We start from the raw sequence: 12,338 nt of genomic DNA, 5'->3' as shown, positions 1-12,338 counted from the left end.
TTATTTTTAGACCCGCAAATGTAAGAATAGTCACTTATTTTCTGAAGAATTATTTCTTTCTTTTATAAAGTGGTACTGATGAGCAAGCTTCTCCGTACATAATGCTCTTTGCTATTTCCTGTACTTTAGAGATGGCCATGATATAGGCATTTTGTGGAACAGGCTTACGGCTACACCCTTTAATTATAACTGGTTTGTCTTTAAAATCAGAAAAATTTATACTTTCTATGATAGATTGATAAATTGCAGTCTCCAATTGTTCTAAATCGCCAACAATTACTTTTTTAACGTAGGGCTGTAGGTTGGCCGTAACAAGCATATAGGCCCATCCAGGAACAATTGCATCCGTGGAACAGGTGAGCGCTACATATTGATTCTCATATTGACTCCAGTTATGCTCGCCAATAAATTTTCTGAAATCTTTTTCTTTAAGAATAATGCCCTCATACAACCAATCCTTAATATCCAACACCATTCTTTTTCCCTCAGGGTAATAATCCTCAAGGTCAAAAACCATTAATTTACTTTCCGCAACGCGGTTTTTGATTTCTTCTGACATCATTTTGGGCTTTTCAATAAAAAATCAAAGCATTCCCAATTCCAACTTAGCTTCCTCACTCATTAGATCTTGTGTCCATGGGGGATCAAATGTGATTTCTACTTCGGCGTCCTTAATCTCATCTATGGATTTTACCTTTTCCTCAACCTCAGCGGGCAGACTTTCGGCAACTGGACAATTGGGTGATGTTAAGGTCATCAATATTTTTACATCATTGTCCTCGTTCACAAAAACGTCATAAATTAATCCCAATTCATAGATGTCTACGGGAATTTCAGGGTCATATATGGTTTTGAGAACATTTACAATCTTCTCTCCCAAATCTTGTGTCTTTATTTCTTCACTCATTTTAATTGCGTTTGGTATGCAATTGCATACAATTTTAACTGCTTTATCATACTAACCAGACCATTGGCCCTAGTAGGCGACAAATGTTCTTTTAATCCAATTTCATCAATGAAATCAGTATCCGCTTCAATAATATCCTTGGGGCATTGGTTGCTAAATACCCGAATAAGTATGGCAATAATTCCTTTTGTAATAATAGCATCACTATCGGCCGTGAAAACCAGCTTGTCATCCTCCAATTCTGCATGTACCCAAACCTTACTTTGACAACCCTTAATTATATTGTCATCCGTTTTATACTTCTCATCAATCAAGGGAAGTGATTTTCCCAACTCTATCATATACTCATAGCGTTGCATCCAATCCTCAAACATGGAAAATTCGTCCACTATTTCTTCCTGAATTTCTTTAATGCTCATTATTTGAATTTGAAACAAAAATACGATAAGTATAAGTGGAATTCAATAGTTTATGAGAATGATAACAAAGACTATTCCAACATAGCCTTAGCTCTTTTTACCCCAGAAACAAGAACATCTATTTCCTCTTTGGTATTGTAAAAGCTAAAACTTGCCCTTACTGTTCCAGGAATTTTAAAGAAATCCATGATAGGTTGCGCACAATGGTGTCCTGTCCTCACTGCAACACCCAATTTATCCAAAATACTTCCAATATCATAGGGATGTATTCCTTCTATATTAAAAGAAATTACCGAAGTTTTTTTAGCGGCTGTACCATAAATTTTAAGCCCATCTATAGTAAGTAATTGTTCTGTAGCATATTCCAGTAGCTCATTTTCATATTGGGAAATAGCGTCAAAACCAATCAAATTCATATAGTCCAATGCCGCCCCAAAAGCAATTCCACCGCAAATGTTAGGTGTTCCCGCTTCAAATTTATGAGGAAGATCGGCATAGGTGGTTTTTTCAAAAGTAACCTCTGCAATCATTTCCCCACCACCTTGGTAAGGGGGTAGTTTTTTAAGCCATTCTTCCTTGCCGTACAACATTCCCACTCCAGTTGGTCCACACATTTTATGGGCTGAAACGGTATAAAAATCTACATCCAACTCCTGTAGGTCAGCTTTTATGTGGGGAGATGCCTGGGCTCCATCTACTAAAACTGCCGCGCCAAGGCCATGGGCCTTTTCTATTATTTTCTTTATAGGGTTAATAGTTCCCAGTGCATTAGACACATGGTTACAAAAAACCAATTTGGTTTTGCTTGAAAGTAACTGGCTATATTCCTCCATCACCAATTCCCCATCTTGGTTCATGGGAATCACTTTTAATATAGCTCCTGTCCTTTCACACAACATTTGCCAAGGGACAATATTAGAATGATGTTCCATGGCAGAAACCAAAATTTCATCCCCTTTTTTTAAGATGGATGAGAACCCATTTGCAACCAAATTAATACCATGGGTTGTCCCCGAAGTAAAAATAACTTCATAGGGTTTGGCAATATTAAAATGCTTCTGAATTTTGATTCTTGCCTGTTCATATGCGTCCGTGGCCTGTTGTGACAGCGTATGAACTCCTCTATGTATATTGGCGTTGTAATTACTGTAATAATCTACAATTACATCTATAACCTGTTGCGGTGTCTGAGATGTTGCCGCATTGTCCAAATACACCAAAGGTTTCCCATTGACCTTTCGGTTTAGGATTGGAAAGTCTTTGCGAATGGCTTGTATGTCCAATACTGTTTGTATCATTTTTGGATTCCCGTCTTAGCGGGATGACAACTAATTATAGATCAAACCCCAAGCGAACACCTAGCTTGTTTGCAATTAATTTATTGATTCTGGTCTTAAGCTCCGGAATCTTAACACTTTCCAAGACATTGTTTGCAAAGGCATACATTAACAAGGCCCTTGCTTCCTTCTTTGGAATACCTCTTGATTGCAGATAGAACAACGCATCCTCATCTAACTGACCAATGGTACAACCATGAGAACATTTTACATCATCTGCAAAAATTTCCAACTGCGGTTTTGTATTGATGGTCGCTTTGTCGCTAACCAAAATATTATTGTTCTGCTGAAAAGCATTGGTCTTCTGGGCAATTTTGTCTACAATGATTTTACCATTGAAAACACCCGTGGAGTTTTCGCCATATATCCCTTTATAGTCCTGATGGCTTTCACAATTGGGCTCAATGTGGTGTACTAAAGTATGATGGTCCACATGCTGTTTATCCCCCAAAATGGTAACCCCTTTCATTGTGGAATCTATATGCTCCCCATTCTGATAAAAATTAAGATTGTTCCGTGTTAATTTGCCCCCAAAAGAAAAAGTATGCACTTTAACATGGCTGTGGTCTTTTTGTGAAATATAGGTATTGTCTACTAAAGAAGCAGAAGCAGCATCGTTCTGAACCTTATAATAGTCAATTATAGCGCTCTTTGCCGCAAAAATCTCAGTAACAGAATTAGTAAACACCTCATTGGAAGTTAAACTCTGATGACGCTCTATCACTTGAAGTTCTGAATTTTCCTCTGCTACAATTAAGCTACGTGGCTGTAACATTAATGACGCTTCGTTGCCCGTAGAAAAATGTATGATTTCAACAGGTTTCTTGGGCATTTTATTCTTTGGGATGTAAATAAAGGCTCCTTCTTTACTAAAGGCGGTATTTAATGTGGTCAATGTTTCGTCCTTGGAAGCCACCTTGTTAAAATAAACATCAATAACCTGCTTGTACATAGGTTTTGTCAAAGCAGAGCTCATTAAACAGATATCTACCCCATCATGAGTGGTTTCTGAAAGGTACGAGCTATAAATTCCATCAACAAATACAATTTTATAAGTATCTATCTCATGGATGAAATATTTTTTAACATTCTTATATTCCAAAGCACTAATCTCTTTTGGAAAAATGCTAAAGTCTATTTTTTGAAGGCTATTGAGTGATGTATATTTCCAAGCTTCTTCCTTCTTTGAGGGAAATCCCTTAAGTTCAAAATTCTTCATGGCCTCTGACCGAATATCATGAACAGGGCTTTCAACATCCATATCGTTTTCGAACGCCAAAAAAGAAGAAACCAATTTTTCTTTTAAATCCATCTTTTTCTTTTTAAGCTACAGTTTCCTGCTTAAGCCAATCATATCCTTTTTCTTCCAGTTCCAAGGCTAATTCTTTGCCTCCAGATTTTACAATCTTACCATTGTGCAATACATGTACAAAATCAGGGACAATATAATCCAACAATCTTTGGTAGTGCGTAATTACAAGCACTGCATTGTCTTTACTTTTTAACTTGTTTACACCATTGGCAACAATTCGTAAAGCGTCAATATCCAAACCAGAGTCAGTTTCGTCCAATATAGCCAACTTAGGCTCCAACATTGCCATTTGGAATATTTCATTTCTTTTTTTCTCACCTCCCGAAAATCCTTCGTTTAAAGATCGAGATAAAAATTTTCTGTCAATCTCTAATAATTCCGCCTTTTCACGAATCAATTTTAGCATTTGGTTGGCTGGCATATCTTCCAAACCTTTGGCTTTTCGAGATTCATTAATAGCTGTCTTCATGAAGTTTGTCACTGAAACTCCCGGTATCTCCACTGGATATTGAAATGATAAAAAGATTCCTTTATGAGCTCTTTCTTCTGGTGCATCGTCCTCCAAATTTTCACCATCCAATTCAACAGAACCTTCCGTAACCTCAAATTCTTCTTTACCAGCAATAACAGCGGCCAAGGTACTTTTCCCAGATCCATTTGGTCCCATTATGGCATGTACCTCCCCAGCATTAATCTCTAGATTAATTCCTTTTAATATTTCTTTATCCTCTACACGAGCATGTAAGTTGTTAATTTTCAACATTATCTATAAATTCAATATTATTTTAATTTTTATCCTACGGAACCTTCTAAACTAATTTCCAATAGTTTTTGCGCTTCAACGGCAAACTCCATGGGTAGTTTATTAAGTACCTCTTTACTAAAACCATTAACAATCAAAGCAATTGCCTTTTCGGTATCTATTCCTCGTTGATTGCAATAGAAAATTTGGTCCTCACCTATTTTACTGGTTGTGGCCTCATGTTCTATTTGTGCCGTTTTATTTTTGGCTTCTATGTATGGAAAGGTATGCGCCCCACATTCATTACCCATTAAAAGGGAATCACATTGAGAAAAATTCCTAGCATTTTTTGCCCTACTTCCAACATGCACCAATCCTCGGTAGCTGTTTTGGGATTTACCTGCAGAAATTCCCTTGGATATAATAGTGCTTCGAGTATTCTTGCCCAAGTGGATCATTTTAGTTCCTGTATCCGCTTGTTGAAAATTATTGGTTACGGCAATGGAGTAAAATTCACCTATAGAATTATCTCCTTTTAAAATACATGAAGGATACTTCCACGTTACAGCAGAACCTGTTTCTACCTGGGTCCATGAAATTTTTGCATTTTTCTCACACAAACCTCTCTTGGTCACAAAATTGTAAACCCCTCCTTTTCCTTCTTTGTTGCCAGGATACCAATTTTGAACTGTTGAGTATTTTATTTCAGCATCATCCAGCGCTATCAATTCTACAACGGCAGCATGCAACTGATTTTCATCCCGAGATGGCGCAGTACAACCTTCTAGGTAACTTACGTAACTGCCTTCATCTGCAATTACCAAAGTACGCTCAAACTGACCCGTACCCGCTTGGTTAATTCTGAAATAGGTTGATAGTTCCATTGGGCAACGAACTCCTTTTGGAATATAACAGAAAGACCCATCAGAAAATACAGCTGAATTTAAAGCCGCATAAAAGTTATCTTTTTGGGGCACTACGGAACCCAAATATTTTTTGACCAACTCCGGGTGTTCCTTAATTGCTTCCGAAATAGAACAGAAAATAATGCCTTTTTCCGCCAAGGTCTTTTTAAACGTTGTTGCAACAGAAACAGAATCCATTACAATATCAACAGCGACGTTTTGTAATTTTTTTTGTTCATCCACAGAAATACCCAATTTCTTGTACATCTCCAACAACTCTGGATCTACATCGTCCAATGACTTATTAGGGTCTGATTTTTTTGGTGCTGAATAATAACTGATAGCCTGAAAATCAGGTTTCTTATAATTAACATTTGCCCATTCTGGTTCTACCATTTCTTTCCAAATTTTGAAAGATTCCAATCTCCATAATGTCATCCATTCTGGTTCTTCTTTCTTTTTGGAAATGGCAATAACAATTTCTTCACTTAATCCCTCCGGGAAAGTGTCCGATTCTATATCTGTATAGAAACCATATTCATATTCTTTGGTTTCTAGTTCTTTTTTTAATTCTTCTTCTGTATACGCCATACTATTTCAATGCGTTAAATGAGCCATATCATTTAACAGATAAATTATAATTTTAGAGTGAGAAACTTTCGCCGCAACCACATGTTCGCTGCGCATTGGGATTATTAAAAACAAATCCCTTCCCATTAAGTCCTCCAGAATATTCCAAAGTTGTACCAACTAGATAAAGGAAGCTTTTTTTGTCCACAACAATTCTTACGGCATTGTCTTCAAAAACCTTATCGGATTCCTCCATTTTGTCATCAAACTTTAACTCATAGGACAATCCACTACAACCTCCGCTTTTAACACCAACACGGACATAATCCTTGTTAGCATCAAAGCCCTCTTCGGTCATCATCATAATGACTTTGCTTTTAGCTGTTTCAGATACTTTAATCATACTAAATGGATTAATTCTAAATAGTTTACAAATATAGTATATAAGTAGGGTTTTACCACATAACCTAACATTATTATAACGAATAGACTGATAAGGGTTTTCTATGTAAAATTATATGGGTTATAAAGAAGAAGAGAGGGTATTAAATTTTTTGGGCTAAAATGTTTCGCCATAGACAACAGAACCATCCAGTTTTTTAAAGTAAACCTCATCCACTTGTCCACCTCCCTGAAAGGCAAATTGTATTCCCTTAAGTTTTTCGTCTCTATTGGAATAATCAATATTGTAAGAAAGCTTGTTGTTGATATATAACTCTCCCAAACCGTTTTTCATTACTAATTTTATTGTAACCCAATCTGAAAAATCAACTCCCAATTTTGATTGGTCCGGATTTATTCCATTTCCATCATAAAGTGCTATTTGCGCCACACACCCTTTAATAGAAAGTGGAATGCCAATATAGGACCCATTAAACCTCATATCTATATGCACAAACTGGCAAACTCCAGAACCTTCGCTATAGGTATTCCTTAGACGGGTTTCAAAAATGAAATTTTGAATATTTATCTCATCTATTTCCGTCATATAAAAATAATTAACCCAAGGTACTTTAGGTTGCATATCTATATTTTTGTCCTTCATTTGCTTCTCTGAAATATAGAGGCTCCCATCATTTCTAATCACTTCTTTTTCACTAAAATAAACTGGGGTTTCAACACCATACTCTGCCAAAGAAAGCCAGCCTTTTGTTTTAATATATAAATCATGCTCACTAACAACAGTATCACGAACTATTAATTTGGCATTAAAATATCCTGGATGATAATATATGGTGCTGTGCTTATTATTATTCTTATAGACCTGCGCTTTTAGTCTTTCATCCCATGACTGTTGAATAATAATAGTATCCCTATCATCTGCAGCCGAAGCATCATAATCAAAAATCACGGAGTTAGGGACTCCTTCGGTCACCATTTTTTTACTGCTAAACTCGTAATCTGATTTCACCAAAGGTTTTAATGGTTTTTCTTTCTTTTTAAATTGTGTCCAACCTAATAAAACCAATAAAAGAGATAAGACTCCAATTTTAGTTAAGCTTCCAATGGGAGCAAAAGAAAGCAAGTGGCTTTTAATTTTTGGATTTTCTTCTTCATTTTTTAATTGGCTTTGCTCAAAAGAGCGCCAGTTTTCATAGCCAATGAATTGCACCAAAGCATCCATTGTGGTTATTGTGGGGCTACTATTGTATGTAATTTTTCCCCAAATTCTTTTTAAGGTTGCAACACTGAGAGTAACCTTGGTTTCTTCATTAATCTTGGAGCTAAGGTTTTGATAATCCTTTGTGGTCCATTTCTTGCCAGGCCCCCAATTGAGTTTATTCTCAATTAGCGATATACAGGTTTTTATATGTGCTTGGTTAATTTCCATTTAGGTTCGTCTTCATAAAAATACTGAATTGAAAAAAAGACTGAATACTATACGCCTGTTCAAACCTGTTCAAAAATAGAATGATTATTTTATTTTTATTACAACCATGTCAGACAATCCCTTACGTTGGGATTCATTAAAATCCAAACTATGGCTTTCCCCTACCACCATTATATTTCCATCACCTGTTTCAAGAGCATCAAAACCATAATCCAGATTGGTCCCTCCGAAAGATTTTTGCCAAATTAATGCTCCCTCAGAATTGGTTTTTAAAACCCAAATATCATTCTCTCCAACATTTTCAGCTAAATCTATATCTGAGCTTTTTGAGTTTCCGGTAACAATGAACCCTCCATCCGCAGCTAAGCTTACACTTTCTGCCGCATCAAATTGGGTTCCCCCAAAGTTTCTTTCCCAGGATAGATTGCCAGTATCATCAATCTTGATAAGCCAAACATCGGACTCTCCATTGTTTTTGGAAACATCAGTGTCATTACTAAATGTATTGCCTACTATGACATAGCCATTATCTTTGGTTTTTGTCATCCCATAAGAAATTTCAATCCCAGTACCTCCAAAGGAATTTTCCCAAATTAAATCTCCTACTTCATTAATCTTCACTACCCAAAAATCGTAGCTTCCTTTGCTATTGCTAATATCAAAATCATCACTTTCTGAAAAGCCCGAGAGTACAAATCCGCCATCATTGGCTTGGACAACAGAATGTGCCCGGTCATTATTTGTACCACCAAAATATCTACGCCAAACCAAGTTTCCTTGGGCATCCAATTTTGTGCCCCAAAACTCGCCCACACCATGTCGTGTCCAATAATTTCCTTTTCCAAAATTACCCTCTCCACCAGATTGTGTCACATCCAAAAAACCCGCAAAAAAGAATCCCCCATCTATAGTTTGTATTACGTCGTAGGAATGATCGTGACCCGAAAAGCCGAAACTTTGCTCCCATTCCATTTCCCCAGCTGCGTCCAATTTTAAGATCCAATTGTCATGAAACCCTTCATTGTTGCTTCCATCTCCGTCATCACTCATGGCATAACCCACAATAACATAACCTCCATCTAAGGTTTGGGCAATACTTTGACCCCTATCATCCTTACTTCCCCCATATGTTTTGTTCCATTGTAGATTTCCCTCCGCATCTAACTTTACCAACCAATAATCATTCACTGCCAAAGTCTTGTCAGTTATATCACCATTTATACTATTGGTAAAACCAAAAACTGCAAACCCTCCATCGGTAGTTGGAATTATGGCATGTGCCGTTTCATCACCAGAACCACCAAAATTTTTAACCCAATCTAACTCTCCAAGAAAAGCTGGGGGTTCTTGCGTATGACCGTCTTCATTGTCTTTGGAACAAGACCACAAGCATATTAAAGCCAAAAAAAATACTTTTTTCATTTCTTAGTTTGTTTTTTGAATGACAAACAACCCAGAATTTATATCCCCTATCACAATCTTGCCACTATCAAAGAATGGATATATACTCCAAACCCCATTAAAAGATGCTGTATTATTGCTCGGAAACGTATCAAAAAAACCTTCTTCAATGATATTACCAGCTTCTATTCCAGAAATATCCAAAACACGAACTCCAGCAGTATAGTTTGCCAAGAAAAACTCATCTCCTTTTACATACCCATTATGGTCTATTGCCGCTGTTTCTCCCAAGTAAGTGGTGTGTAATATTGGATTGTCCAAATCTGTAAAATCAAAAACCAAAGTACGGGAGTCGAAGCCGAAATTGACCTCATCCAACTCATCACCCAAAATAAAATATTTATGGTTATCTGTAAACCACCCTTGGTGACTGTAACTTGTACTGGAATATTGAACAGTTGTAATCTCAACCGGATTTGCTTTATCTGTAACATCAACTATAACAACCTGACTCTCATTGGCCCCAATAAAAATTTCACTACCCGCATAATCAGCATCTGGCCCATTGTATGTTATTACTTGTGCATCGTGCGTGTATCCACTATTTCCATATCCGCCTGCTTCAATTGGGACTTTAGGAGAGCTAATGTCAATAAAATGAACCCCCCCATTAAAAGTATCATTCCTATCGGTACCCACCACATATGCAAATCCTGTTTCTTCATTTATAACTATGTTATGCGCATTTCCAAAAGCATTATAATTTACATCCGCGCTAAAAGCTTCAGGTGGATTTCCAACGTTTCGCAATCTTGTTAAATCAAAAACCTGCATGCCATGGCCTGATGCCTCGGAAACTATATATGCATGGTCCTGGTATACTTTAATATCTCGCCAAGAACTGGACGAGGTGGCAGTTGGAAGCCTACCCAAATAAATTAAACTATCACTATCACTTATATCCACAAATGCAGTTCCATTATCCAATCCCACCAAGGCATATTCCTTATTTGTCGTAGTATCGGCCCAGCCCCAAACATCATTCCCTGAAGCAGCATTAAATCCATTCAAAGCAATATGCCCTAACAAATCATAGCCACTACATGGATAGATTCCTGCCATTCCATTTTCGCACGGAAAGGAGCCATTATCCAAAGGGACATTTATTGGGTCTTCATTAATTGGGGTTAAGACGTTATTACCAGAATCATCCTTTGAACAAGCTATTTCCAGACATAGTACGGAGATAATAAAAAGAAGTTTCATTATTGTTTTCATAAGCAATTCAATTTCTTTTTCATTAAAGATAGAACATAAATTTTTCCTACTTATTTTTGCATCATGTTAGAAAACAAAAATCCTGAAAGGACTTCACTGGAAAAATTAGGTGAGTTTGGACTCATAAAACATCTCACCAAAAATTTTGCCACACATCATAAATCTACTATAAAGGGTGTAGGTGATGATGCCGCAGTATTGGATTTTAAAGATAAAAAAGCCGTGATTTCCACTGATCTTTTAATTGAGGGTGTCCATTTTGACCTAAGCTATATGCCCTTAAAACATCTGGGGTATAAATCGGTAATTGTAAATCTCTCCGACATTTATGCCATGAACGCAATTGCCACACAAATAACAGTTTCATTGGCGGTTTCCAACAGATTTCCTTTAGAGGCTTTAGAAGAATTTTATGAAGGAGTGGCGCTGGCATGTAAAATTTACAATGTGGATTTAGTTGGTGGGGACACTACATCATCTACAACGGGCATGCTGATCAGTGTTACTGCCATTGGAGAAGCAAAAGAAGCAGATATTGTTTATAGAACCAGTGCCCAACCAAATGACCTTTTAGTGGTATCTGGAGATTTGGGCGGGGCTTATTTAGGATTACAGGTTTTGGAAAGGGAAAAAGAAGTCTTTAAAGTAGATCCCAATAATCAACCCGATCTATCCTTGTACTCTTATTTAGTAGAAAGGCAATTAAAACCAGAAGCAAGAAAGGATATTGTTGAACTTTTAGAAAAATTGAATGTACATCCTACATCAATGATTGATATTAGCGACGGACTTTCTTCAGAAATTCTCCATCTGTGCGAACAAAGTAATGTTGGGTGCAATTTGTACGAGGATAAAATACCGCTGGATCCAACAGTGATTTCAACTTGTGAAGAATTTAAAATGGATAGTACTATGGTGGCCTTAAGTGGTGGTGAAGATTATGAATTGTTGTTTACCATAGACCAAAAAGAATTCCCGAAAATAAAGGGCAATCCCAACTTAACTGTTATGGGGCATATGACAGACAAGAATGAAGGTGCACACTTAATCTCCAGGAATAGCTCTAAAATTCCAATTACCGCACAGGGATGGAACTCACTTACCTAGGTAAGCTCTTATGCCACTTTTTGATGCTGACTGGTAGTTAGTGCCCTATGTCTTTTGTTAAAGATGTCTTCTAGTGTATCGTTTATTTCTTGCAGTTCTGGTGTCAATTTAGAAAGGTTACCATTGACATCGGTTGTTACCTGCATTTTACAATGGGCACACTTATATTCCTTAATGTGATGGGTGACTTTTTTGGAGACAATATACTTGTGACCAAAGATGTTGCAGAAGAATGCACTTAATTTGTTGCCATTAGGGGTTGTAGCTTTATTCATAAGTAGGTAATTTTGGTTGGCATCGTACGATTGGGTACCGAAAAATGCAATTTATACTTTAGGTTGAATCTGTAAATACAATCAAATGAATGCTCTACAAATAATCAACGCAGGGAAACTACATTTTATTGAGTGGCCTTTTTACTTTTTCTAATTTATTCGTTAAAAATATGTTTTTTCGATGAAATACCTCAAAAACTCGTTGTTTTACCTCTGGCAACAATATAGAAAATAGTTTTATCTTTCCAAAAAAA

General features: G+C 36.8%; 13 protein-coding genes. 1 reads left to right on the top strand and 12 read right to left on the bottom strand.

What is annotated here, in order from left to right:
• Positions 1–49 precede the first annotated feature (49 nt).
• From GGR42_RS10270 to GGR42_RS10220, 11 genes are all read right to left on the bottom strand, one after another.
• Entirely contained in the window at positions 50–559 is a 510-nt protein-coding gene (locus tag GGR42_RS10270) for a DUF2480 family protein (protein WP_167964467.1), read from the bottom strand.
• A 24-nt stretch (positions 560–583) separates the two neighbouring features.
• Positions 584–907 (bottom strand): SUF system Fe-S cluster assembly protein, encoded by a 324-nt coding sequence (locus GGR42_RS10265; RefSeq protein ID WP_167963537.1) that lies wholly within the window; start codon positions 905–907, stop codon positions 584–586.
• Positions 904–1,326 (bottom strand): SufE family protein, encoded by a 423-nt coding sequence (locus GGR42_RS10260; protein WP_167963535.1) that lies wholly within the window; start codon positions 1,324–1,326, stop codon positions 904–906. Before GGR42_RS10260 ends, GGR42_RS10265 begins: the two co-directional genes overlap by 4 nt.
• Before the next feature lie 71 nt (positions 1,327–1,397).
• Entirely contained in the window at positions 1,398–2,624 is a 1,227-nt protein-coding gene (locus GGR42_RS10255; RefSeq protein WP_317169679.1) for an aminotransferase class V-fold PLP-dependent enzyme, read from the bottom strand.
• A gap of 34 nt (positions 2,625–2,658) precedes the next feature.
• Positions 2,659–3,975: a Fe-S cluster assembly protein SufD gene (sufD, locus tag GGR42_RS10250; protein ID WP_167963533.1), complete on the bottom strand. Its 1,317-nt coding sequence runs from the start codon at positions 3,973–3,975 to the stop codon at positions 2,659–2,661.
• 10 nt (positions 3,976–3,985) lie between these two features.
• Positions 3,986–4,738, bottom strand: a complete 753-nt coding sequence (gene sufC / locus GGR42_RS10245; RefSeq protein ID WP_167963531.1) for a Fe-S cluster assembly ATPase SufC — start codon at positions 4,736–4,738, stop codon at positions 3,986–3,988.
• 29 nt (positions 4,739–4,767) lie between these two features.
• A complete protein-coding gene (sufB, locus tag GGR42_RS10240; RefSeq protein ID WP_167963529.1) occupies positions 4,768–6,213 on the bottom strand; it encodes a Fe-S cluster assembly protein SufB in 1,446 nt (481 codons plus the stop codon).
• Positions 6,214–6,265: 52 nt separating this feature from the next.
• Positions 6,266–6,595 carry a HesB/IscA family protein gene (locus GGR42_RS10235; RefSeq protein WP_167963527.1) on the bottom strand — a complete coding sequence of 110 codons (330 nt, stop codon included), beginning with the start codon at positions 6,593–6,595 and terminating at the stop codon, positions 6,266–6,268.
• Between the two features lie 156 nt (positions 6,596–6,751).
• Positions 6,752–8,023, bottom strand: a complete 1,272-nt coding sequence (locus GGR42_RS10230) for a hypothetical protein (protein WP_167963525.1) — start codon at positions 8,021–8,023, stop codon at positions 6,752–6,754.
• 84 nt (positions 8,024–8,107) lie between these two features.
• Entirely contained in the window at positions 8,108–9,445 is a 1,338-nt protein-coding gene (locus GGR42_RS10225; protein WP_167963523.1) for a hypothetical protein, read from the bottom strand.
• A 3-nt stretch (positions 9,446–9,448) separates the two neighbouring features.
• Positions 9,449–10,702 carry a choice-of-anchor B family protein gene (locus GGR42_RS10220; RefSeq protein WP_167963521.1) on the bottom strand — a complete coding sequence of 418 codons (1,254 nt, stop codon included), beginning with the start codon at positions 10,700–10,702 and terminating at the stop codon, positions 9,449–9,451.
• A 63-nt stretch (positions 10,703–10,765) separates the two neighbouring features.
• Here GGR42_RS10220 and thiL point away from each other — a divergent pair, with 63 nt between their 5' ends.
• Positions 10,766–11,809, top strand: coding sequence for a thiamine-phosphate kinase (gene thiL, locus GGR42_RS10215; RefSeq protein ID WP_167963519.1), 1,044 nt, complete (start codon positions 10,766–10,768; stop codon positions 11,807–11,809).
• An 8-nt stretch (positions 11,810–11,817) separates the two neighbouring features.
• On the opposite strand, the gene GGR42_RS10210 is transcribed toward thiL, so the two are convergent.
• Positions 11,818–12,084, bottom strand: a complete 267-nt coding sequence (locus GGR42_RS10210) for a hypothetical protein (RefSeq protein WP_167963517.1) — start codon at positions 12,082–12,084, stop codon at positions 11,818–11,820.
• Positions 12,085–12,338 lie beyond the last annotated feature (254 nt).

Source organism: Saonia flava (assembly GCF_011927795.1).
In the GTDB taxonomy this organism is placed as follows: Bacteria; Bacteroidota; Bacteroidia; order Flavobacteriales; family Flavobacteriaceae; genus Saonia; species Saonia flava.
The sequence above is the reverse complement of the archived record's forward strand: the minus strand, read 5'-3'. Positions and strand labels throughout refer to the sequence as shown.

What these genes read in the sequence shown, in the direction of transcription:
- GGR42_RS10220 (WP_167963521.1), bottom strand. Translation starts at nt 10,702, where the DNA reads ATGAAAACAATAATGAAACTTCTTTTTATTATCTCCGTACTATGTCTG.
- GGR42_RS10260 (WP_167963535.1), bottom strand. Translation starts at nt 1,326, where the DNA reads ATGAGCATTAAAGAAATTCAGGAAGAAATAGTGGACGAATTTTCCATG.
- sufB (WP_167963529.1), bottom strand. Translation starts at nt 6,213, where the DNA reads ATGGCGTATACAGAAGAAGAATTAAAAAAAGAACTAGAAACCAAAGAA.
- GGR42_RS10270 (WP_167964467.1), bottom strand. Translation starts at nt 559, where the DNA reads ATGTCAGAAGAAATCAAAAACCGCGTTGCGGAAAGTAAATTAATGGTT.
- GGR42_RS10210 (WP_167963517.1), bottom strand. Translation starts at nt 12,084, where the DNA reads ATGAATAAAGCTACAACCCCTAATGGCAACAAATTAAGTGCATTCTTC.
- thiL (WP_167963519.1), top strand. Translation starts at nt 10,766, where the DNA reads ATGTTAGAAAACAAAAATCCTGAAAGGACTTCACTGGAAAAATTAGGT.
- GGR42_RS10255 (WP_317169679.1), bottom strand. Translation starts at nt 2,624, where the DNA reads ATGATACAAACAGTATTGGACATACAAGCCATTCGCAAAGACTTTCCA.
- GGR42_RS10265 (WP_167963537.1), bottom strand. Translation starts at nt 907, where the DNA reads ATGAGTGAAGAAATAAAGACACAAGATTTGGGAGAGAAGATTGTAAAT.
- GGR42_RS10230 (WP_167963525.1), bottom strand. Translation starts at nt 8,023, where the DNA reads ATGGAAATTAACCAAGCACATATAAAAACCTGTATATCGCTAATTGAG.
- GGR42_RS10225 (WP_167963523.1), bottom strand. Translation starts at nt 9,445, where the DNA reads ATGAAAAAAGTATTTTTTTTGGCTTTAATATGCTTGTGGTCTTGTTCC.
- GGR42_RS10235 (WP_167963527.1), bottom strand. Translation starts at nt 6,595, where the DNA reads ATGATTAAAGTATCTGAAACAGCTAAAAGCAAAGTCATTATGATGATG.
- sufC (WP_167963531.1), bottom strand. Translation starts at nt 4,738, where the DNA reads ATGTTGAAAATTAACAACTTACATGCTCGTGTAGAGGATAAAGAAATA.
- sufD (WP_167963533.1), bottom strand. Translation starts at nt 3,975, where the DNA reads ATGGATTTAAAAGAAAAATTGGTTTCTTCTTTTTTGGCGTTCGAAAAC.